This is a genomic window from Pseudoalteromonas sp. MMG006 (genome assembly GCF_018101025.1).
Lineage (GTDB): Bacteria > Pseudomonadota > Gammaproteobacteria > Enterobacterales > Alteromonadaceae > Pseudoalteromonas.
This window is the reverse complement of record NZ_JAGJEJ010000006.1, coordinates 12389-36108: the sequence shown is the minus strand read 5'-3', so window position 1 is coordinate 36108 and position 23720 is coordinate 12389. Positions and strand designations below refer to the sequence as shown.

Annotated in this window: 21 protein-coding genes; 19 read left to right on the top strand and 2 right to left on the bottom strand. The window is 39.3% G+C overall.

All coding sequences use genetic code 11. The features are described 5' to 3' along the window. Positions 1-87: 87 nt before the first annotated feature. On the bottom strand, positions 88-900 hold the full coding sequence (locus J8L73_RS08085) for a thioesterase family protein (protein WP_211016065.1): 813 nt from the start codon (positions 898-900) through the stop codon (positions 88-90). Positions 901-1141: 241 nt separating this feature from the next. Here J8L73_RS08085 and dnaK point away from each other — a divergent pair, with 241 nt between their 5' ends. The 12 genes from dnaK (at position 1142) to J8L73_RS08025 (ending at position 14276) form a co-directional block, all read left to right on the top strand. Beyond that, positions 1142-3061, top strand: a complete 1920-nt coding sequence (gene dnaK / locus J8L73_RS08080) for a molecular chaperone DnaK (protein WP_210999692.1) — start codon at positions 1142-1144, stop codon at positions 3059-3061. Positions 3062-3249: 188 nt separating this feature from the next. Further along, complete coding sequence (gene dnaJ, locus J8L73_RS08075; RefSeq protein WP_211016063.1) at positions 3250-4389, top strand: molecular chaperone DnaJ; 1140 nt, start codon at positions 3250-3252, stop codon at positions 4387-4389. A 100-nt stretch (positions 4390-4489) separates the two neighbouring features. Beyond that, entirely contained in the window at positions 4490-4951 is a 462-nt protein-coding gene (ybaK, locus tag J8L73_RS08070) for a Cys-tRNA(Pro) deacylase (RefSeq protein ID WP_211016061.1), read from the top strand. Positions 4952-5067: 116 nt separating this feature from the next. Then, positions 5068-5472, top strand: coding sequence for a DUF1761 domain-containing protein (locus J8L73_RS08065; RefSeq protein WP_211016059.1), 405 nt, complete (start codon positions 5068-5070; stop codon positions 5470-5472). Between the two features lie 247 nt (positions 5473-5719). Next, positions 5720-6088 carry a response regulator gene (locus J8L73_RS08060; protein WP_211016342.1) on the top strand — a complete coding sequence of 123 codons (369 nt, stop codon included), beginning with the start codon at positions 5720-5722 and terminating at the stop codon, positions 6086-6088. A 54-nt stretch (positions 6089-6142) separates the two neighbouring features. Further along, positions 6143-6394, top strand: coding sequence for a hypothetical protein (locus tag J8L73_RS08055; protein WP_211016058.1), 252 nt, complete (start codon positions 6143-6145; stop codon positions 6392-6394). Positions 6395-6553: 159 nt separating this feature from the next. Then, complete coding sequence (locus tag J8L73_RS08050; RefSeq protein WP_210999687.1) at positions 6554-6817, top strand: hypothetical protein; 264 nt, start codon at positions 6554-6556, stop codon at positions 6815-6817. Positions 6818-7006: 189 nt separating this feature from the next. After that, positions 7007-8737, top strand: coding sequence for an ATP-binding protein (locus J8L73_RS08045; protein ID WP_211016056.1), 1731 nt, complete (start codon positions 7007-7009; stop codon positions 8735-8737). Then, positions 8730-10094 carry a sigma-54 dependent transcriptional regulator gene (locus J8L73_RS08040; protein WP_211016053.1) on the top strand — a complete coding sequence of 455 codons (1365 nt, stop codon included), beginning with the start codon at positions 8730-8732 and terminating at the stop codon, positions 10092-10094. Before J8L73_RS08045 ends, J8L73_RS08040 begins: the two co-directional genes overlap by 8 nt. A gap of 224 nt (positions 10095-10318) precedes the next feature. Continuing rightward, positions 10319-11227 carry a porin gene (locus J8L73_RS08035; protein WP_247659606.1) on the top strand — a complete coding sequence of 303 codons (909 nt, stop codon included), beginning with the start codon at positions 10319-10321 and terminating at the stop codon, positions 11225-11227. Positions 11228-11236: 9 nt separating this feature from the next. Continuing rightward, on the top strand, positions 11237-12712 hold the full coding sequence (locus J8L73_RS08030) for an SLC13 family permease (protein WP_211016030.1): 1476 nt from the start codon (positions 11237-11239) through the stop codon (positions 12710-12712). A 145-nt stretch (positions 12713-12857) separates the two neighbouring features. Then, a complete protein-coding gene (locus tag J8L73_RS08025) occupies positions 12858-14276 on the top strand; it encodes a coniferyl aldehyde dehydrogenase (protein ID WP_211016028.1) in 1419 nt (472 codons plus the stop codon). A 79-nt stretch (positions 14277-14355) separates the two neighbouring features. Here the strand turns inward: J8L73_RS08025 and J8L73_RS08020 are convergent, their stop codons facing one another. Then, complete coding sequence (locus J8L73_RS08020) at positions 14356-15081, bottom strand: tetratricopeptide repeat protein (RefSeq protein WP_058549813.1); 726 nt, start codon at positions 15079-15081, stop codon at positions 14356-14358. A gap of 879 nt (positions 15082-15960) precedes the next feature. On the opposite strand from J8L73_RS08020, the gene J8L73_RS08015 reads away from it, so the two are divergent. From J8L73_RS08015 to J8L73_RS07985, 7 genes are all read left to right on the top strand, one after another. Continuing rightward, entirely contained in the window at positions 15961-16824 is an 864-nt protein-coding gene (locus J8L73_RS08015; RefSeq protein ID WP_211016026.1) for a DUF6279 family lipoprotein, read from the top strand. A 74-nt stretch (positions 16825-16898) separates the two neighbouring features. Beyond that, positions 16899-17927, top strand: coding sequence for an XdhC/CoxI family protein (locus J8L73_RS08010; protein WP_211016024.1), 1029 nt, complete (start codon positions 16899-16901; stop codon positions 17925-17927). Continuing rightward, positions 17921-18517, top strand: coding sequence for a nucleotidyltransferase family protein (locus J8L73_RS08005; protein WP_211016022.1), 597 nt, complete (start codon positions 17921-17923; stop codon positions 18515-18517). Before J8L73_RS08010 ends, J8L73_RS08005 begins: the two co-directional genes overlap by 7 nt. 78 nt (positions 18518-18595) lie before the next feature. Continuing rightward, positions 18596-19084: a (2Fe-2S)-binding protein gene (locus J8L73_RS08000; RefSeq protein ID WP_210999677.1), complete on the top strand. Its 489-nt coding sequence runs from the start codon at positions 18596-18598 to the stop codon at positions 19082-19084. A gap of 12 nt (positions 19085-19096) precedes the next feature. Next, complete coding sequence (locus J8L73_RS07995; RefSeq protein WP_211016020.1) at positions 19097-21388, top strand: molybdopterin cofactor-binding domain-containing protein; 2292 nt, start codon at positions 19097-19099, stop codon at positions 21386-21388. Between the two features lie 163 nt (positions 21389-21551). Then, entirely contained in the window at positions 21552-22523 is a 972-nt protein-coding gene (gene moaA / locus J8L73_RS07990; protein WP_211016018.1) for a GTP 3',8-cyclase MoaA, read from the top strand. A 156-nt stretch (positions 22524-22679) separates the two neighbouring features. After that, the gene (locus J8L73_RS07985) at positions 22680-23717 is read left to right on the top strand and encodes a GGDEF domain-containing protein (RefSeq protein ID WP_211016016.1); all 1038 of its coding nucleotides are present in this window, start codon (positions 22680-22682) and stop codon (positions 23715-23717) included. Positions 23718-23720: the final 3 nt, after the last annotated feature.

The window sequence follows — 23720 nt, the reverse complement described above, 5'->3', positions numbered from 1 at the left end:
AATTTTGCTATATTTAATACATTAATACAACGCGTTCTATTAATAAGCTTGCTAATGGCCAAACAGCAAAACGTGTTTGGCCTGCTGTTAATCAAATAAAGCAACAGTTTGGCGTGTAAGGGCTATTAACTCTCCTGATTGCGACCAAATACAGCCATCTTCTAATCCGTAACCACCTTTTGAGTGATGAGTAATAGCCTCAAAACCCAGCCATTCACCAGGTTCTAAATGCGGTGATTGAACAAATTCTAAATACCACGACATACTGCTTGCTGGTGCGGGTTGTTTAAACATTTGTAATAATGTGGGTGGCCATGCATCTGTAAGGGCAATTACGTGCGCTTCTGTTATGTGTTCTGGCGTTTTTTTAAAGCGCATCCAACCACCTAAATGCGATGTGTGTGAACTACTAAAAGGCATACCACCTTGTTGCGGGCATAAATCAACATGTTGAAAAAACTCAGGCATCTGACCTTTTATAAAAGGTAGTGTATGACGCTCATCCACAGGCTTTAAACCTAAAGACTTTGATACAGGTACATTAACACCCGATTCTCTGTTTTTTGCAAAACATGCTTGTACTACTACACACACTTGTTCGTTTTGAATAGCTTTTGCGAGTACTTGCGTGCTGCTTTTACCTTCTCGGAGTATTTCAACAGATAAAGAAAAGGGGGTATCGGCTAGTAACGGGCCAACAAAATTAGTGCTTAATGAAAGTAAACGGCGATCTTTGTTTACTTGTCCTCTAATTGCTTGGTACAACAGCGCTGCAGAAAGTCCACCAAAAGCCGTACGACCTTGGCACCAATTTGCAGGAAACAGCATTGTTTGGTGATTTTTATCGGATTGTGATTTACCAAGGTGTGTTGCTTGGCTAAGTAATTGCTCAAAATGCATGAAGAAGTCCTTAAATAGTGCAATTTAATAAATTTATAACACACCTAAACTTGTCAGACCAGTATTTAAAACCACCATCAGCGGCGCAAAAATCACCATTCCTTATAAAAAATAGGGTTATTTGTTAAATAAATCATAAAAAATGAAATTATTTTCATTTTTACAGTTGAATTAAGTTTGGCGCATCCCTATTTACTATGTCATCGAACGTATTAATGAATATAGAAGTTGGAGAAATTTCATGGGTAAAATTATTGGAATCGATTTAGGTACTACAAACTCTTGTGTTGCAGTACTTGATGGTGACAAAGCACGCGTAATTGAAAATGCGGAAGGCGATCGCACAACCCCGTCTATTATCGCTTACACGCAAGACGGTGAAACTTTAGTAGGTCAACCAGCTAAACGTCAAGCGGTTACTAACCCAACAAATACACTGTTTGCAATTAAACGCTTAATTGGTCGTCGTTTTGAAGACGAAGAAGTTCAGCGCGATATCGGCATCATGCCTTTTAAAATCCTTAAAGCTGACAACGGCGATGCATGGGTAGAAGCGGGCGGCGAAAAACGCGCTGCACCACAAATTTCTGCTGAAGTACTGAAAAAAATGAAAAAAACTGCAGAAGACTTCTTAGGTGAAGAAGTAACTGAAGCGGTAATCACAGTACCTGCATACTTTAACGATTCACAACGTCAAGCAACTAAAGATGCTGGTCGTATTGCGGGCCTTGAAGTTAAACGTATCATCAATGAGCCAACTGCTGCTGCCCTTGCTTACGGCATGGACAAAAACAAAGGCGAGAACATTGTTGCAGTATACGACTTAGGTGGCGGTACTTTCGATTTATCAATCATTGAAATTGATGAAGTTGAAGGCGAGCACACATTTGAAGTACTTGCTACAAACGGCGACACTCACTTAGGTGGTGAAGATTTCGATAACCGTGTAATCAACTACTTAGTAGCTGAATTCAAGAAAGATCAAGGTTTAGACTTAAAAACTGATCCACTTGCAATGCAACGTGTTAAAGAAGCTGCTGAAAAAGCAAAAATTGAACTTTCATCTGCACAATCTACAGAAGTTAACCTTCCGTACGTAACTGCTGATGCAACTGGTCCTAAGCACATGAACGTGAAATTGACACGTGCTAAGCTAGAGTCACTTGTAGAAGACTTAGTTCTTAAGTCAATTGAGCCGCTTAAACGTGCACTAGCTGATGCTGATTTATCAGTAAACGATATCAACGATATCATTCTAGTGGGTGGTCAAACACGTATGCCACTAGTACAAAAAACAGTATCTGAGTTCTTCGGTAAAGAGCCACGTAAAGACGTTAACCCTGATGAAGCAGTTGCAGTAGGCGCAGCAATTCAAGGTGGTGTTTTAGCGGGTGACGTTAAAGACGTACTATTACTTGATGTTTCTCCATTATCTCTAGGTATCGAGACAATGGGCTCAGTAATGACTGCGCTAATTGAGAAAAACACAACGATTCCTACTAAGAAATCGCAAACGTTCTCAACAGCAGAAGATAACCAGTCTGCGGTAACAATTCATGTGTTACAAGGTGAGCGTAAACGTTCAAGCGATAACAAATCTCTAGGTCAATTTAACCTAGAAGGTATTCGTCCTGCACAACGTGGTACTCCACAAATTGAAGTAACATTCGATGTTGATGCCGATGGTATCTTACATGTATCTGCTAAAGATAAAGATACAGGTAAAGAGCAAAAAATCACGATTCAAGCATCTTCAGGCTTAAGCGATGAAGAAGTTGAAAAAATGGTTCGTGATGCAGAAGCGCATGCCGAAGACGATAAGAAATTTGAAGAGCTAGTAGCTGCTCGTAACCAAGCTGATGCAATGGTTCACGGCACTCGTAAGCAAGTTGAAGAAGCGGGTGATGCACTTCCAAGTGAAGACAAAGAAGCGATTGAAGCGGCTGTTGTTGACCTAGAAGCTGCAATTAAGAGCGATGATAAAGCTGAAATTGAAGCTAAAACGCAAGCGCTTGCTGAAAAGTCTCAAAAGCTTATGGAAATTGCACAAGCTAAAGCTCAACAAGGCGGCGCAGACGCTGGCGAGCAACAGCAGCAATCTACGAAGCAAGATGACGACGTAGTTGATGCAGAGTTCGAAGAAGTAAAAGACGACAAGTAATTGTTTGCTGAGCTTCTAGCTAACTTAAATACAATGACTCAGTTAAGTGTTTAAGTTAGGATGAACAATTGAGGCGCGCAGGCTAAAGCTTGACGCGCCTTTTGCATGTAAATTAGATGGTAAATCGATACGATTTATCGGTTTATCAAGCAGCCTAGCTGCAAACAGAAAAGAGTAGTGTGATAGATATGTCAAAACGCGATTATTACGAAGTCCTCGGCGTAAGCAAAGATGCGAGTGAGCGAGACATAAAAAAAGCGTATAAACGCTTAGCGATGAAATATCATCCAGATCGTACCGCAGGCGATAAAGAACTTGAAACTAAGTTTAAAGAAGTTAAAGAAGCGTACGAGATTTTAACTGACGATCAAAAACGTCAAATGTATGACCAATACGGCCATGCTGCTTTTGAACAAGGCGGTGGCGGCGGTCATGGTGGCTTTGGCGGTGGTCAAGGTGATTTTGGTGATATTTTTGGTGATGTGTTTGGTGATATATTTGGTGGCGGCGGTGGCCGACGTCAATCTCGTCAACAACGTGGATCTGACTTACGTTACAACATGGATTTAAGCCTTGAAGAGGCTGTTCGTGGTAAAGAAGTAGAAATTAAAGTGCCTACATGGGTAAGTTGTGACCCATGTGATGGCAGTGGTGCAAAAGCAGGTTCTAAACCAAAAACATGTCCTACATGTCATGGTGCTGGTCAGGTTCAAATGCGCCAAGGCTTTTTTGCGGTTCAGCAAACATGTCCTACGTGTCAGGGCCAAGGTCAAATTATTTCAGACCCTTGTAATAAATGTCATGGTCAAGGGCGAGTTGAGAAAACTAAAACGCTTTCAGTTAAAATTCCAGCTGGCGTAGATACTGGCGACCGTATTCGTCTAACTGGCGAAGGCGAAGCGGGTATGCATGGTGCGCCTGCAGGTGACTTGTATGTTCAAGTATCTGTACGTGAACATAAAATATTTGTGCGTGAAGCTAACAACCTGTACTGCGAAGTACCTATTAGCTTTACTACAGCAGGCCTTGGTGGCGAAATTGAAGTGCCTACACTTGATGGCCGTGCAAAACTTAAAATACCTTCAGAAACACAAACGGGTAAAATGTTCCGTATGCGTGGAAAAGGTGTTAAGTCTGTGCGCAGTGGCGCTCAAGGTGATTTAATTTGTAAAGTTGTGATCGAGACGCCAGTTAATTTAAACGAGCGTCAACGTGAACTGCTTAAAGAATTAGAAGAAAGCATGGGCAAAGACAGCTCAAAAAACCGCCCTAAAGAGCAAGGCTTTTTTGATGGCGTTAAAAAGTTTTTTGATGATTTAACTAAGTAATTAGTAATTGAAAAATTATAAAAAACGGTGCTTGATAGCGCCGTTTTTTTTGTTCAAAATTAATGTTATTTTGTTTCTTTAACACTAAATGGTTTAGTAAATGACACCTGCAATAGAGCTTCTAAAAAAAAAGCGCATCACATTTGAAGTACTTAGTTATGAGCATGATGCTAATAATAGTAACTATGGGCAAGAGGCCGTCGAAAAGTTAAGCCTTAATAGTGCACACGTTTTTAAAACCTTAGTACTTGAAACAAGCGAAAGGCAACTCATAGTGGCAATAACGCCTGTTACACAGCAAGTACAACTAAAGCAACTTGCAAAGGTGTGTGGTACTAAAAAAGTTGCAATGGCAGCGGCTTCCAAGGTGCAAGCTGCAACGGGTTACATTTTAGGGGGCGTTAGTCCACTTGGGCAAAAAAAACGCTTAACCACGTTTATACATTCAAGTGCGTTAAGTATGCACAAAATTTATGTTAGTGCGGGTAAGCGAGGGCTAGAAATTGCGCTTTCGCCACAGGATTTAGCATCCACTATTAACGCAAAGTTTGCAGATTTTTAATCCCTATTAATACACTTCTTTGAGTAAACAACATAAATTTTGTGTTGTGAATTTGCTGCATTAGCTATTGTTAACTACATTCAAACTACCTTAAGCGTTAAGTTTTATGGCTATGTATGAATTTTACGGATGTGAATTACTTTGCTATTTTGGTGGCTTCGCTGTCATCTTTTATGCTTGGTGCAGTATGGTATTCAAAGATACTTTTTAAAAATGCATGGCTTGAAAATAGTGGGTTAACGGAACAAGATTTACAATTAGCAGATCCTAGGCTTATTTTTGCTGGGAGCTTCTTATTAACATTTATAGCTTCACTCGTACTCGCTTTATTTTTAGGACAAGAAGCCGGTATTGGAGAAAGCTTAGGCACTGGTTTTGCTATTGGATTATTTTGGGTGTGTAGCTCTTTAGGGCTAAGTTATATCTTTGAACAACGACCCTTAAAACTGTTTTTGATCAATGGCAGCTACTATGTAATGCAGTTTTCTTTAATGGGACTTATATTGGGGCTTTGGCCATAAAAAGCTTTTGAGCGTTATATTTGTAGTTGTTTATTATTAAAGTAACGTTAATTAATCAAAGCATAGTTATTATTTTATCTAAATAGGTCAAGCGTTATGGGAGTGCCCTAAAGGCGATTACTTTTTGTTATTGGGCTTTTAATTAGTTATTAAGTTATAAACCTCGCGCCTCTATTAACTCGCCTTCTGGTAGGACCATTTTAATCTTCAAGGGCCAATAAGCCACAATGGTATGGTAAACATATTGATGAGAATACTAGTTGTTGACGATATGCCACTCATGCGCCACGTATTAATTAATATGTTAAGAAAACTCGAGTATAGTAATGTAGTAGAGGCAACAGATGGTCTTCAAGCCTTAGCCTTACTACATGAGCAGCATTTTGATTTAGTTATAACAGACTTACATATGCCAAAAATGAATGGCGTAAACTTGCTCGATAATATTCGAAAAAACGAGCAACTAGCCAATACCCCTGTACTTATGGTTACCTGTGAAGATAGTGCTGAGACTGTTAAACAAGTAATAAAGGCAAAAGTATCTGGGTTTATTGTTAAGCCATTCAATATGAATGTTCTTTCATCGCAACTCGGACGATTCTTTTTTAGAGATTGACATATATTTGTTACTCTACCCACAATTAAATCACCCATCTCATGAAAGGTAATAATGGCAAAACCAAATAAAAAAGGACCGACTAAAACGGTCGATATTTTTTGCTCTGCCTGTAAAGCTGCGCTATTTAAATATCGCAAAGGGGGCAAAGGCGCACTGGTTAAATGTTTTAAAGAGCGTATTAGTCAAGATTTTACATCCCAAGCGTGTATTTGCCCAAATTGTAGCCGCCCGTTTGCTCGAGAAACGATTATTCGAGGTACACCCGCATATAAAATTATTGGCGGAAAAGTGACCTTTAAATAAGCATCCACCTTAAGTGTTGAGCATACGGACATATGCCCTTGTGAGATTGCGCAATATTGATAGAATCGCCCGGTTTTGCTGTTTCAATGAATGAAAAAATACCCTCCCCATGGATCGGGCCAGTTTTTTGGGTTTTTTAAACGGATAAAGGATCGTTGCGTGATAGCACTCTTATTTGACATCATAGGTATGACAGGTACTTTTTTAGTAGTTGGCTCATTTTTTTTACTACAGCTTGGTAAAACATCCCCAACCAGCTTAGTGTATAATATGATGAACTTAACAGGGGCAATATTGTTGTTAATTAGCCTTTGTTATAACTTTAATTTAGCTAGTTTTGTGATTGAAATATTTTGGATAGCCGCATCATTAATTGGCTTATACAAATATATTAAGAATAGACCGGCACTCGCTACAAATTAATAAACTATTATTTTTTAGCTTGATAAACGCTGTAAGCATGACTGTTTACGGCGTTTTTTGTTTTTTAGTATAAATTAGCGCTAAGTGCTTAATAAAATGCATTTGTTAACAAAAAGTTTATATCCCTGCCTCATATAAGTGGTTACACTAGCGCCCTTAAATTATTAAGGCTATTTCTACGGGTCAGCCATGTTTTCGTATTCAAAAAAAATAATAACAATTTGTTTATTATTGGTGTTAATTTTAGTTGTTACATTTTGGGCTGGACGTGCCCACGATTTAGAGAAAGCAACTGCTCAAGCACAGCGTCAAGTTACTTTATTAAATGATTATATAGACACCGAACTTGCTCGCTTTTCAGCTATTCCTCAACTGTTAACTTATAATCAATTAATGATTGAATTTGCAAACGGGGACCACGCTCATTATAACGCTATAAATAACTACTTAGCAGATATACAGCAAGCAAGTGGCGCATCCGATATATTTGTGCTTAACCCTCAAGGTGAGGTAACAGCAAGTAGTAACTGGCAGGCTGATTATACATTTTTAGGGAGTAATTTTGCTTTTAGGCCTTATTTTAAACGTGCCTTTGCTGGTGAGAAAGTTGCTTATTTTGCGCTGGGTATGCGCTCAAAAGAGCGAGGTATATATTTTTCACAAGCGGTTTATCATAATAATAAAGCTGTTGGGGTTGTCGTATTAAAAGTGAATGTAAGCAAATTCGAAAATGATAGAGAGCTTTTAAATACATCTAAGGGGAGTCATTTTTACTTGGAGCTGCCCGATAATGTGATAGCAATATCAGATATGCAAACATGGCGCTTAAATAGCTTTAATGAGTTTGATATAGCAAAGCGAAGAAAAATAAAATTACGCCGTGCTTATTTAGATCACCAACCAATATATATCAAACAGTCTCAGTATATAAGCCAGGGTATTTCACATTTTAAAATTAATAAAAAACGTTATGTAAGTGCCACAAAACCATTGCGTTATTTTAATGCAAGTATGCATATGCTTGTTGATATAACAAAAGTGAATGCGGCCCAATCAACACGACTTTTTTGGGCCACTAGTATTTACGCTTTAATTATTGTTGTAGGTTATAGCTTACTCGCGCGCTTTGCAGGTTATAAAAAGCTAGTTTACTCACGCCATAGCCTTGAGCAAAAGGTTATTGAGCGAACGCAAGAGCTTGAAAGGGCACAAGTAGCGCTTGTTCAATCAGCAAAGCTTGCAACCATTGGGCAACTAAGCGCGGGCATTAATCATGAAATAAACCAACCACTTAGCGCAATCAATACTTACCTTGCCAGTGCCAAACGGTTGCTGGCTAAGCAAAATTATACCGCTTTAGCTGAAAGTATAACGGTAGTTGAGGGGCTAGTAGGACGGGTACATAAAATAGTTGGTCAGTTAAAGCACTTTAGTAAGCCATCACAAACTCAACTAAGGCCATACCCTTTATCTGGTTTATTAAATAACGCTTTAATGATTGCGAGCTCACAACTAAAGCAAGATAACGTAAACGTAGAGCAGCCTAATTTAGAGGGAAGCTTAATCGTGTGGGTTGACTCACTTAAATTTGAGCAAGTGTTAGTTAACCTAATAACCAATGCTAGCCAAGCGATGAATGGTGCACTAATACGTAAGTTAAGTTTTAAAGTTGAATGCTTTGAAAATCGAGTAAAACTCTCAATTTTAGACACCGGTCCTGGGATTGAGCAACATGCCTTTGGCAATATTTTCGAACCTTTTTATAGCACTAAAGAAGGGAATGGATTAGGCCTTGGTTTATCTATTTCAAAACAAATTATTGATTCGTTTAACGGCTCTTTAAGTGCCCACAATCGACTACAAGGCGGGGCTGAGTTTATAATTAGTTTATCAAGCACGCAGGAAGAAGCAGATGATTGAAAACTCACAGTGTAAGCACATCGTTGTCATTGATGATGAAGCAATGATCAGAGACTCATTAAAGCAGTTACTTACTCTTGAAGGCTATACTGTTGAGTGTTTTAGTGATGCAAGCACAGCGCTGACAAAGCTAAATCGACGTTTTATGGGCGTTGTACTTAGCGATATAAACATGCCTACTATGGACGGCCTGACACTGCTTGAGCAAGTAACGGCGTTCGACAGCGAACTGCCTATCATATTTTTAACAGGGTATGCTGATGTAACTATTGCTGTAAAAGCCATGCAGTTAGGTGCTTATGATTTATTTGAAAAGCCAGTAAACGAAACGCTACTTGATTGCATAGCAAGAGCTTGTGACAAACGCAGTTTAGTGATACAAAATCGAGCACTCAAACTTGCTGTTAAAAAAACGTCAGCGCCTGGGGTTCGAATTTTAGGCGAAACGCCTAAAATGCAAGACATGATGCATTTGCTTAATACCGTAATTGACACCCCGGCAGATGTAATGATTGAAGGAGAAACGGGAACAGGCAAAGAGCTTGTGGCACGTTATTTACACGATCAAAGCATTCGATGCGAAAGTAACTTTGTTGCTATAAATTGCGGTGCGGTACCCGAGCAACTAATCGAGAGTGAGTTATTTGGTGCGGCCAGTGGTGCATATACGGGCGCTACGCATGCAAGAAAAGGTAAGTTTGAATACGCACAAGGCGGCACCGTATTTTTAGATGAAATTGAAAGTACACCCTTGTCATTACAGGTAAAGTTACTGCGTGTATTAGAGGAGCGTAAAGTCACCCCTGTAGGTGAAAACACCCCCATTAATTTAGACATACGTATTGTAGCGGCAACAAAGGTTGATTTACTCTCGCTGGTTGAAAAAGGTGAATTTAGAGCTGATTTGTATTATCGATTAAGCTTAGTAAAAGTAGACATACCGCCACTTAGAGCTCGAAAAGCCGACATAGTATTACTGTTTAAGCATTTTAGCTCTATTGCCGCAACACGCTACCATAAGCCGCCAGCCCCCCTCAATAGTGAAATACAGCAGCGATTATTAGCATACGATTGGCCAGGCAATGTAAGAGAGCTTAGAAACCAAGCTGAGCGCGCTGTTTTATTAGGGGTAGACCTTGCATTTAGTGTTAGCCACACACAGCCTAAAGGTGAGCTTTCACCCGATTTAAATTTATCTGAAAAAGTAGCGTTTTATGAGCAATCATTAATAGAAGAGGCGCTGGAGCGTAATCATGGAAGTATTAAAAACACCATGGATACACTACAAATCGCCCGTAAAACTCTTTACGACAAAATGAGTAAATATAATTTAAACCGCGATATGTTTATAGATTAAATTGTGTGGTTTATGTGACAGTGTGTGTATTTTGATGTGTGGAAAACCACACATTTCTCCTCTTTATAATCTTTATATCATAGTAAGCTGTTGTAATTATTTGATATTTAACTATTGGCAGTAAAGTTGCGTTATTGGGCCTGACAACAAGTAGATTATAATAATTAGGACACATAATGAAAAAGCTTACACACTCTACTATTTTTCTCAGTTCACTTACTAGTATGGCACTTTGCGCATATTCAGCTAACGCCGCTGAATATTCAATTTATGGTAAAGCTGAGGTTCAAATTGCTAATACCGACACCGGCATTATGCGTTATGCAGATGAAGGCACGCAGATTGAAGCACCATTCTCACGTATTGGTATTAAAGGCCAACACACATTAAATGAATATTTTAACGTTGTTTATAAATACGAGGTGCAAGTTAAAGGCTTTGAGCAAGACGATACCGAAGAGCCCTTTAGTGCAAGAAATACATACCTTGGCTTAAAAGGGCAGTTTGGCGAGCTCGTTGTGGGAAGAAACGATACTCGGTTTAAATACTCAGAGGGTAAAGTTGATAACTTTAACGAAACACAAGGCGACATGGCTCAAGTTATTGCAGGTCAAGACAGGCTCGGTGATACGCTAACATACACGTCTAAGTATTGGCACAATACCCAGTTTTCGTTTACTTATGCTCCTAAAGACGATAACAAAGATAATGAAGCCGGATTTGCTGCAACCCTTATTTATGGTGATCGTAGCTTAAAAAATACCTCATACTACTTATCACTCAGTCATGTTGATTCACTAAATAATATTACAGCAAGCAGAGTGGCGGGCGTTTATAAGTTTGAACAATTACAGCTAGGTGCACTATACCAACATTCAGAATCTGTGGATGGGTCAAAATCGGGAAATGGTTATGTACTAAGTGCTAGTTACATTTTTGATAAATGGGTACCTAAAATTCAATTTGCCAAAGATGACTCAACACTTCGCCAAGACTCAGAGGCAAAACAATGGACTACTGGCCTTGATTATGTGTTTGATAAGCAAACTACGGCTTACCTTTTATATACTGACCTTAATTTAGAAGAGCAAGACGACAACAGTGTTGCGCTTGGTCTTAAGTACAAGTTTTAGAGGCTGACAATGACAGACAATATACTGACTCAAGAACCAGATAAAAACAAACATGTGCAATGGCTTTTTTTAGTACTGGGCCCTTTAGTAATGCTATTAACATGTTTACTCGACCCACCGACGGGTATGTCGGTTGCTGCATTTAAAACGGCAGGTTTAGCATTTTGGATGGCATCGTGGTGGGTGAGCGAAGTAGTGCCAATTCCGGCAACTGCATTGCTCCCTTTGGTTGTATCCCCCTTGGCGGACATAGCTGCAATAAAAAGTGTCGCTGCGCCGTACGCACATCCTTTGATCTTTTTGTTTTTAGGTGGCTTTTTAATTTCTATTGCTATGGAGCGCTGGGGGCTACACAAGCGCATTGCGCTAAGTACCATGTTGTATGCAGGTAAAAAACCAAGTTTACAAATTTTAGCGATGATGCTTGTCACCGCATTTTTATCTATGTGGATGTCAAACACTGCTACGGCCGTTATGATGTTACCGATTGCACTGTCTATTACGCATTTAGTAACACAATCAGATCCAAGTAATGAAGGATTTGGTAAGGCATTATTATTATCGATAGCATACGGTGCAAGCATAGGCGGTATTGCAACCTTAATTGGTACACCGCCTAATGCATTAATGGCCGCTTATTTGTCTGATAGCTATCAAATAGAGATTGGTTTTGCACAGTGGATGATCATCGGTGTACCGCTGTCTTTAAGCATGCTAATTATAAGCTGGGTTTGGCTTACTAAGTTTGCTTATAAAGTGGATAAAACAGTAGACAACAATGAAAAGATTGATACCAAAGCGGTATTTTCAGAGCAGTTAAAAAATCTAGGAATAATGCAACGTGCAGAAAAAGGCGTATTGTTTGTATTTGTTTTAGCTGCCCTTTGTTGGATTTTTAGACCTTTATTAGGTGAAGTTACAGGGCTTAAAATTTCGGATACTGCAATTGCCATTGCAGCGGCGTTACTTTTATTTGTTATGCCTGCAAATAAAGGCAGTGATGAGCGAATTCTTGATTGGCAACATGCATCTGAAGTACCTTGGGGCGTTTTGTTATTATTTGGCGGTGGGCTTACTCTTGCATCGCAAATCAAATCGTCTGGGCTGGCAGAGTTTATTGCTCACATGATTGAAGGTGCAAGCGCAATTCCACTGGTTATGAGTGTTCTGGTTGTTGTTGCCTTAATTACTTTTTTAACTGAGATCACAAGTAATACCGCAACAGCCGCAGGTTTTTTACCATTATTAGGCCCCGTAGCTGAGTCTATAACAGGTTCACCGTTAGTATGGGTAATTCCCGCAGCTATTGCATGTAGCTGTGCATTCATGATGCCTGTAGCTACACCACCTAACGCTATTGTTTTTGGTTCAGGTCAACTACAAATGCGAGACATGATACGTGCGGGTTTTGTGCTTAATATTGTGGCAATTGTACTGATCACTATAGTAACAATGACCATAGCAGCCAACGTTTTCAGCTTTTAAACGCTAAATTTCTGCTTCCAACCAACCATATGAGCAGCCTAAAATTTAATTTAGGCTGCTATTTATTCACATTAGTTAGTGTTATTGCTCGAAAAACAGAACAAGGTTATAGTTCTGCATAACTTTAAATACTGAGTAACCTATTTTGAGCACTGACACATCCGACGCACAGCCTTTAACTTCCCAGTTTGATGAATTACAACAGAGCTTTAACAAGACGCCCTATTTAGCAGTCAATAAACGCATTGCTGTGTTAAAAACATTACGCGCCCGTATTGTTGAACGAGAGCAACAGCTGGTGGATGCCGTTTCAAAAGATTTTGGTTATCGGACCGCATTCGATACTTTACTTGGCGACATACTGCCTACAGTACAAACACTTGCCCACATTATAAAAAAGTTACCTAAATGGGCCAAGCCAAGCAATCGTTCAGTGGGTTTAAGTTTATGGCCTTCCAAGGTAAGTGTTAATTACCAGCCTAAAGGGGTCGTGGGGATTATTGCGCCATGGAACTACCCAATTCAGTTAGCGCTAGTACCTGTACTTACAGCCATAGCCGCAGGTAATAAAGTGATGCTAAAGCTCAGTGAATTTACGCCTCACACTAATGCTGTAATTGAACAAATATTTAAAGATGACATGCAAGCGCACTGTAAAATAATACAAGGCGGCAGTGATGTTGCAACGCAATTTTCGTCGCTCCCTTTTGCTCATATTTTATTCACAGGCTCAACAAGTGTTGGCAAGTTAGTTATGGCCTCTGCCAGTCGTAATTTAACGCCAGTAACACTTGAACTTGGTGGAAAATCACCCGTTATAATTACCCAAAATGCAGATATCAAAAAAGCAGCCCAAGCTTTATTATTTGGAAAAATGGCTAACGCTGGACAAATATGTGTAGCTCCGGATTACGTATTTGTACCAAAAGCGCTTGAACATCAGTTGATTCAACAACTGTGCGAACTCTACAAAAAGCACTTTAAAGACGGTGTAGAAGGTAAAAATTTAACCTCAATTATTAGCGATGCACACTACAAACGGTTATCAAGTTATTTAGAGCAAGCACAAGCGCTTGGCGCAAACATCATTAAACCCCTTGATCAAAATCAGCAAGATGCAGAAAAGCATCGAATGGGGCTGCATTTAGTGACTCAAGTGACTGATGAAATGAATTTAATGCAAGATGAGTTATTTGGTCCAATACTACCAATAATGAGCTACGAGACGCTTGATAGCGCCATTGATTATATTAAGGCAAATCATCATCCGTTAGCGCTTTATATTTTGGGTCAAGACAAAGAAGCCCAAGACTATATTATGAAGCAAACGCTTAGCGGCACCGTTGCCGTTAACGATACTTTAGTACAAGTAACCGCTGACGATGTACCTTTTGGTGGAGTAGGGCATTCAGGCATGGGGCATTATCATGGTGTTGAAGGTTTTTTGACGTTTAGTCATGCAAAGAATACGTTGGTTTCGGGCTCATTTAACCCGCGTATTGGTTTGTTACTTAAGCAAAGTAAACTTATTATTAAATTATTAAAGTGGCTTTATATTAAATAATAAACAATAAGGTATTAAATTAAAAAGGCCGAACTACACAAGTAATTCAGCCTTTTTACTATCTGCAATGCTTATTAATTTAGAATAAGCGACCTTCACCCGCGTAGGTACCTGCTTGTATCTTGGCATAAATTGCATCAGCTTTTTCTTTTGCTTCTTCAATTTCTTTAGGTAGCATTTTACGCTCATCGAGCTTACGGCTATGGCTTGCTTCCATGTTGCCGTTATATTCTGCAATTGTGTTCCAAATATACGATTTTTCTAAATCTTTTGGCATACCTAAACCTTCAAAATACATAAGCGCTAAATTAAACTGTGCTAATGAGTAATTATTCGCGGCGGCTTTTTCGTACCAAGTGCGCGCTTGCTTATAATCACGTGTAACGCCTACGCCGTTTGAGTACATTACGCCTAAGTTAAACTGTGCAGCAGGCAAATTCTTTTTAGCGGCTTTTTCAAATAAACTCACAGCCATTTGATGATCAAGCTTTACGCCTTTACCTTCGTCGTATAAAACGGCAAGGGCAAACATAGAATCAGGGTGATTCTTTTTAACACCTTGTTGATAAAGCGATGCGGCTTTGTAGTAATCGCGTGTTACACCGTATCCACCTTCGTACAGTTTGCCTAGCTCATAAATTCCCGGGGCAAAGCCTTTATCTGCAAGGTATTCAAATTCTTTTAGGGCGACTGCAAATTCACCTTCGTTAGCGGCTCTTATACCATCTTCCAACGTTGCATTAGCAAAAGGGCTAGCGAGTAATACGCCTGCAAGAACGAGTGCTTTTAAATTAAACTGCGACATATTCATGCCTCCAATCAGTAACGGTTATTTAGTAACCAGAGTTCGGGTTGAGAAATACCAATTCGCCATAATACTCAATTAACTTAAGGAGTTAAATTTGACGCTAATGCCGTTAATCGTTCTTATATAGAACAACTAAAGCACGAAATTTTTGCCTCAAAGTAGATTTTTTAATTGAGCGAATTGGTTTAAATACTAATTTATAAATTTTTGCACTTTTTTAAGATTATAAACGTTTAATACACAATGACTAAATCGGTTACTTTGATTAAATGCAAAAATGAGTGCATACAGGTATGTTTTACGCCTGCTTTAATAAAAACACAAGGCGAACACTTGTAAGAAAAAGTGTATTAGTCGTACCTTTGTATACAACTCAATATTAAGCTAAGTATATAGGCTTACGATGTGTAAGGCACAGATATTACAGAAAATTTAATAAAATAAAAAAGCCCGTTAGGGCTTTTTAGAGTCATATTAACCGTCACTAATATGAGCAATGTAGCAAGTAAATGTGATTCTTATGCTATTACTAGAACCGAGTAATAGTACAAAGCGCAGCGATTTTGTGTTTAATGTGTCAGCATCCTTGCTGTATACGCTTCCATAGGCACTGAGGTCGGTACGCTTTATTGATAATGATTATTAGTTAGATTAAAACGTAAGTCAATATATAAATGATAACTATTACTGATTAACCTGTTTTTTTGTTAAGAGATTATCTAATGTATTGAGCTATGGTGGTATTTAAATTTATTTTCTCTAGCAGCTATATTCAACACAGTTAGCGCTGAAAATAGCTGCTAGAGATTGGCTTATTATTCAGCGTTCAGGTTAATTAGTATTGCCATGACCATAAAATTCAAAATAAGGACTGGGATGTTTAATAACTTTATAACTAAAAAAATAATGCGTTCGTGTTTTGCTATTAGCATGGTGTTTTTGTGTAGCTGTTCAGCTTCATTCACATACAACAACTTGAGCTGGCTTTCGTCATTTTGGGTCGATGATTATATCGATTTAAATAAAACACAAAATAAGCAGCTCAAAGAGATTATTACTACAACCCAAGCGTGGCACAGAAGTACCCAGCTGCCTGCTTACAAACAAGATATTCAAAACATTAAGTCGCTTTTTAACAGCACGCTAAGCACCAAGCAATTAAAAAAACAGGTGATTTTTGCCAAAAAACATTGGCAAAACCTACTTGAATACGCGCACATGCCTTTAGCTGAACTTGGGGCAACCCTGTCAAATGATCAGCGGGGTGAGCTACTAAGTAATATTCAAAATCAAATAAACGAAGAGCGAGAGGAGTTTAACGAAAAGTCTCTGCTTGAGCGAAAAAATGAGCGACTAGAGGCGCAATTTGAATATTATGAAAAATGGGTTGATGAATTAACTACACAGCAAAAAACATTAATAACTAAAGCCAACGAGCAGCACAAAGACTCAAAAGCATTATGGTTAGCGTACAAGCAAAATCGTTTAAACGTGGCTATTGAGATATTTGAAAACACAGACTTAACCCAAAACGAACTAATTGCTCAGTTAAGTACAGTAATAAAAGAACGTGAGCGCTATATGAGCGACACGCTACTTAAGACCAATGAGCAAAACCTCAATTTATACATTGATTTACTGTACCAATTAAATACAACGCTAAGTGATAAGCAACGACAAAGCGTAAATGATCAATTTGATGAGTTAATTGAGACCTTAGACGATATAATACAAGGCTAAATTACTGAATAGCTTATTTATTAACTGTTTTGTTATTTTTTTAGCCACAGAGAACGTTTTAGTAAAGGCAATATATGGTTACCGATTTAAAAAGTATTTTAAATACTTGGCATGTACAAAAAGATACCCAGGAGTGGGTGTTAGCAACCTTATACAAAATAGAAGGCTCTAGTTACAGAAAACTAGGCGCTATGATGCTTATATCGAGTCTAGGGCAACGATTAGGTATGCTCTCAGGTGGATGTTTAGAGGCAGATATTCAGCGCCATGCTAAGCAAGTAATGAGCACGTTAATAAGCAAAACAATTAGTTATGATGCAACCGATGAGGACGATTTAACATTTCAACTTGGCATTGGTTGTGGTGGCATTGTGCATATATTGTTGCAGCCTGTTCATAAAAATAATGAATACTTGCAATTAGGTCATGTTTTTACAGCATTGAGTGACAACAAGCCCGGTCAATACTCCCAACAAGTTACTCCAGTTTTACCCCAAGGTAGTGGTGCGTTTACACAAAATGATGAGCAACACGACTTATCGATGAACCGAAAAGCTAAACTCGTTGAAATCAATAACGCAACATGGCTTCAAACCTCTATTTATCCACCCCCTCATTTATTAATTGTGGGAGGAGGGGCTGATGCAGTTCCTGTTTATGCGTTAGCAAAACAGCTTGGCTGGAGTGTGAGTGTGTGGGATACACGCGCAGCTAATGCAAAAAGGGAATACTTTAAAAATGCTGATGCTATTTTACGCAGCCCACCAAGCGAATTAAAAGCATATTGTGAAAAGCACAAAGTTGATGCGGCCATATTAATGGCTCATAGCGTAGAACTAGATGCCAGTGTACTTAAACAGATTGCAAACTTACCATTTAAATACATAGGTTTATTAGGCCCTGCACATAGGCGAGAGCAAGTTTTACAACACGCTAATACCTCAATTAAGAGTATATACGCGCCAGTATTTGGGCCTGTAGGGTTAAATTTAGGGGGGGACTCTCCCGAAAGTATTGCGCTTTCGCTAATAAGTGAAATACATGCAGTGCTTAGTAATAAAAATGCGCAATCATTAAGTCATTGGGGGCAAGAAGCGTGCTAATTGCAAAAGTAATTTTAGCCGCTGGGCAATCATCACGTTTTAAAGGCTGTAAATTAATCGCTAATGTGGGCTTTGGACAAACCATGATTGAGCGAGCTGTTAAAACGCTTCAGGCACTTGATGACTCACCTGTGTATGTTGTTACAGGTGCTTGGCATAAAGAAATTGAACAAGCACTTTGTGGTTATACAAATATTCAGCTTATTGAAAACAAACAGTGGGATAAAGGGTTAGGCGGCAGTATTGCAACTGCGTCTGAGGTTGTTTCTAAGATAAATAACTACGATGGTTTTTTGTTTATGTTGTGCGATCAGGTGCAATTACAAACGCAGCATTTAAGTGAGCTAGTTAAGGGGTTTACGCAAACACCTTCACGCTGGTGTGCAGATTATGGGGAGCGCTTAGGTGTTCCTGCTATATTCCCAGCTGTTGATTTATCCAAGCTTGCAAGCTTAACTTCAGACAAGGGAGCACAGCATTTACTGCGCAGTAAAAACGAAATAGTAAATACAATTAATATAAGCCATGCAAAATTAGACATAGATACGCAAGAGCAGTTAAGTGATTTTTTATCTAAGCATGAATTATAAGCACGCAATAGAAATTAAATTATATAAGTTTTAATAGAAGTTAGCTTAAAACTTAAGGTATTAATCAAGGGGCAAGTTATGGTGACATTTACAATTAACGGCAAAGTGGTTGAATCTCACGCAAGTGAAGATACACCACTGTTATGGGTTATACGCGATGAAATTGGGCTAAAAGGTACTAAGTTTGGGTGCGGTATTGCAATGTGTGGTGCATGTACGGTGCATTTAGATGGGCAAGCTACGCGCTCTTGTGTACTGCCAATAGGTGCTATTGCGGGTAAAGCTATTACTACAATCGAAGGGCTAAATAACGAACACCCACTTCAAAAGGCATGGGTTGAAGAGCAAGTGCCACAATGCGGGTACTGTCAGTCAGGGCAAATAATGCAAGCAGCAACATTACTCGCTGCTAACCCAAATCCAACAGATGAAGAAATAGTTAGCCACATGAATGGTAACTACTGCCGTTGTATGGCGTATAAGCGAATAAAAACGGCGATTCAACGCGCTGCTGATGAATCTCAAAGTGTTGTAAACATTTTTGATCCAAATGCCCAAGACGCTTAACTGGAGCCTGTAATGAAAAAATTATTTCAAAAAAATAGCGAAACCGTTAATTTAAATCGTCGCTCGTTTATGATTGGTACTGCGAGCGCAGGTTTGGTGATGGCATTTGCACCGGCTCTGTTTTCAGGCTCGTTGAGTGCTAAAGAGTCAATCACACAGCAAGCTTTTTCACCTACTATTTGGTGGACTATGAGCACTGAAGGTGCTGTTGAAGTGAGCATTGCTAAAGCTGAAATGGGCCAACATATTGGTACTGCACTTGCGCGTATAGTAGCCGATGAGCTTGAGTGTGACTGGGATAAAGTATCTATTACTTATGTAGATACTCACGAAAAATGGGGTTACATGGTAACCGGTGGTTCGTGGTCAGTATTTCAAAGCTTTAAGCCGCTATCACAAGCAGGCGCAGCGGGCAGAATTGCATTAATAGATGCAGGGGCTGCCATGCTTGGAGTGCCGGCGAGTAAATGCCACGCCAAAAAAGGTCATATTATAGCAGGTGATAAATCGGTAAGTTACGCTGACATAGTTAAAAAAGGTGAATTTAACCGTACTTTTAGTAGTGAAGAAGTAGCAAAGCTGCCATTAAAATCGGCTAATAAGCGTCATTTAACTGGGCTAAAACAAGACTTTAAAGCGCTTGATATACCCGCTAAAACAAATGGGTCAGCCGTTTACGGCATTGACGTAGAAGTAGAAGGCATGCTGTACGCGCGCCCAGTTATACCACCAACGCGTTATGGCAGCACAGTGACTAACGTTGACGATAGTGCAGCAAAAGCAATTAAGGGTTATAAAGGTTTCGAAGTTTTGAACGATCCAAGCGAAACCATTCAAGGCTGGGTTGTTGTATTAGCTGATAATTACCCAAGCGCTATTAAAGCTGTTGATGCAATAAAAGTAAGCTATAAAAAAGGCAAAACAGCCAATATAACTGAAGCCGATATTCAAAACGAAAGTAAACGATTGTGTGAGCAACCTGACTCAGGCACATTATTTGTAGATGAAGGCGATATTAAAAAAACACAAGCCGATGCCAATGAATCATTAGAGTCGATGTACACCACGGCTACGGCAAGTCATTACCAGCTAGAGCCGCTTAATGCGCTGGCTGAATACAAAGACGGGCAATGGATTATTCATACCGGTAACCAATGGCAATCACTCACGTTACCTGCAATTGCAAAAGCGCTCGAAGTAGCCCAAGAGAAAGTCATCATACGTCCTTATTACTTAGGTGGTGGTTTTGGCCGTCGTTTATTTGGTGATTGGACCGTCCCTGCTGCACTCACTGCAAAAGCCGTTCGAAAACCCGTAAAGCTTGTATTTACCCGAGCAGACGATAGCTTGTTCGATCAGTCTCGCTCTGCGTCAGCTGCAAAAATGACGGCATCATTTGATAAAAATGGTAACTTTACTGGTTTAGAACATGCATTCGCTGCAGGCTGGCCTACTAAAGCAATGGCACCTGGGTTTTTATCTCCAGGGGTTGATGGTAATGGTAAGTTTGATGCATTTTCAGCATCGGGCTCGGATCATTGGTATAGCATGAGTAGCCACCGCGCACGTGCCATTAATAACGAGATAGCACAAAGTACATTTACACCGGGTTGGCTGCGCTCAGTTGGACCTGGTTGGATTGCGTGGAGTCTTGAGTCGTTTATTGATGAAATAGCGCATAAGCAGGGCAAAGATCCGGTTCAATTTAGAATTGACATGCTAGATGGTAAAGGTAAACAAGCAGGTAAAGCGCCCGAAAGTGTAGGCGGCGCGCTACGCTTACGAAATGTGCTTCAAAAAGTATCAGCCAAAGTCGCCGCTGTTAAGCTTGGTCAAGATGAAGGTATCGGTTTTTCTGTCAGTTCTGGTCAGGAACGTACAATGCCAGCATGGCTTGCAACCGCAGCGCATGTTCATGTTAATCGTGAAAGCGGCAAAATAACCCTTAAAAAACTGTACGTTGTGGTGGATGCGGGACTAATTGTTCATCCAGATGGTGCATTAGCACAAGTGGAAGGTTCGTTATTGTGGGGCAGTAGCCTTGCATTACATGAGTCAAATACGTATAAAGATGGGCAAGTATCGGCAACTAACTTCAATACTTATTTACCACTTAGAATGCAAGATGTGCCAGATATGGACATCGAGTTTTTACAAAGTGATGAGTTTCCAGTTGGTTTAGGTGAGCCTGGGGTGATAGGTGTTGCGCCTGCAATAGGGAATGCAATATTTAACGCTGTAGGCGTGCGTTTACGTGATTTACCTATGAAGCCTAGCGAAGTTATGAAAGGTTTGAAAGCCTAAGTAAATATAACTAAGGGGCTAGTTTGTTGCCCTTTAGTTATTATACCAATCCGTATTGTTAAGATTTACTACGGATTGGTAATACATCATATTGTTATGCAATTATTATGTATCAATAGGTACGGCAACTGTTTTACCTGTTGGTATAAGTTAAGGTTTGTTTATGCTAATCGACCCTACAGGGCGAGAATTTAGTTATTTACGTTTATCTATTACAGACGTGTGTAATTTTAAATGTGTTTATTGTTTACCCGATGGTTACCAAGGCGGTAATGACCGCGGATTTTTAAGCGTTAATGAAATTAGTAATACGCTTAACGCTTTTGCACATCACGGTATTGAGAAAGTGCGTATCACCGGGGGGGAACCCACACTTCGTAAAGACTTCATAGATGTTATTCGTGCTGCAAAAGATACCAGCGGTATAAAAAAAATAGCAGCCACAACAAATGGTTTTTCACTTCATAAAAATATTCATAACTGGGTTGATGCGGGCTTAAATGCAATTAATGTCAGTATTGATACGCTAGATTCGCGTATGTTTAATACAATTACTGGCCACGATAAATTTGCATCTGTTATGAAGGGTATAGATACCGCACTTGAAACCGGTATTGAGTCAGTAAAAATAAATAGTGTGCTTATGAAGCAATACAATGGCCAAGAATTTGAAACATTTTTAAATTGGATTAAACATCGTCCGGTAACCATTCGCTTTATCGAGCTTATGCAAACAAGCGATAATAAAACATTTTTTGATGCTAATCATGTCTCGGGTCAGTCTTTAAAAGTGAAGCTATTGCAAAGCGGTTGGCAGCAAATTGCGCGAAGCGCTTCTGCAGGGCCAGCTCAAGAATTTGCTCACCCCGATTACCAAGGTAAAATTGGGTTGATCATGCCATACAGTAACGATTTTTGTAGTACGTGTAACAGATTAAGGGTAACCGCTAAAGGCAATTTGCATCTATGTTTGTTCTCTGAAGAAGGTATTTCATTAAGAGAGTATATGAGCGATAACGCAAACGCCGCGCTAATGGATTTACTTTCACGGTATATTAAAACTAAAAAGCCCACCCACCTGCTACACCAAGGCAACACAGGTATAACCACAAACTTGTCTATGTTAGGTGGCTAGTATTTTAGCTAAAAGCTACATTCAGCGTACCTAAAAAAGCAAGTTTGTCCCGATAATGTGAGTAACTTCTTGTATCAATAGGGTTTATTTCATCAAAGCTTGTTAATTTGTTTTTTCAGGTTACAATTATTTTTTGTTTGTTATTAAGTTAATTGAATGGATATCGCAGCTCTTAATAGTACTAAATCATTAAGAAGGAACGTTCTTAGTTGGATGTGTCTTTGCTTTGGTTTTTTGTCGTTTGCATTTGCGGTCTTTAACTTAACAGTAAACAATTTTGCGCTATTGGGTTATATCGAAGTCTTCTTTTCAATTTATTGTCTTTTCACCTATATATCACTCTTACGTCGCCCATTAAGGTTTTGGCAGTCTATAGTAATGTGCGCACTTATAACGCTCATTGTTATTTTAGCGACTGCGCTTGCTACACCACATAATGGGGTATTTGTATGGTCGTTTGCATTACCTATTTTGTTTTACTTATTGTTAGGCAAGCAATACGGGGTTTTCTTATCTGCTAGCTTGCTCGTTATACAATCTTATATTTTAGGGACTAAATCGAGTCTTAGCCCGTTTACCACTTTCAATTTATCTTTAAATTTAATGTGTGTTTATTTAAGTATTTGGGCTATCTCCCATGTATTTGAAGGGAGCAGGGCACAATTTTCTAGGCGCCTAAGAAATTTAGCATTACTAGACCCGCTAACAGGCGCGGGCAACCGACTTTCTATGAACCATTATTTTGAAGTTGAACTTCAAGATAAATCGCAACTCTATGTGTTTTTACTCGACTTAGATTTTTTTAAGGAAGTAAACGATAAGTATGGCCATGCAGTAGGCGATCAGGTTTTAGTAGAAGTCGCTACTTTACTTAGGGTGGCACTCGGCCGAGGTTATGTGTTTAGAGTAGGAGGGGAAGAATTTGCTTTATTTAGCTCTTTCTCAGATAAAGAGGCTGCTCTTAACGCAGCTGAAAAAATAAGAGCAGATATTGAAAGCAAACAATTTGATATTGATGGTTTAAATATTAACATTACCACCAGTATTGGTATTGCCAAGTTTAGAAGTAGTAATTCGCTCGAAGAGCTTGTTAATCAAGCAGATAAACAACTTTATAAAGCTAAGCGCTACGGGCGCAATAAAGTGTATTGCAAGTTTAAAAAAGAGCCCGCGCTGGATGAGTTAACCGCTTAGCTT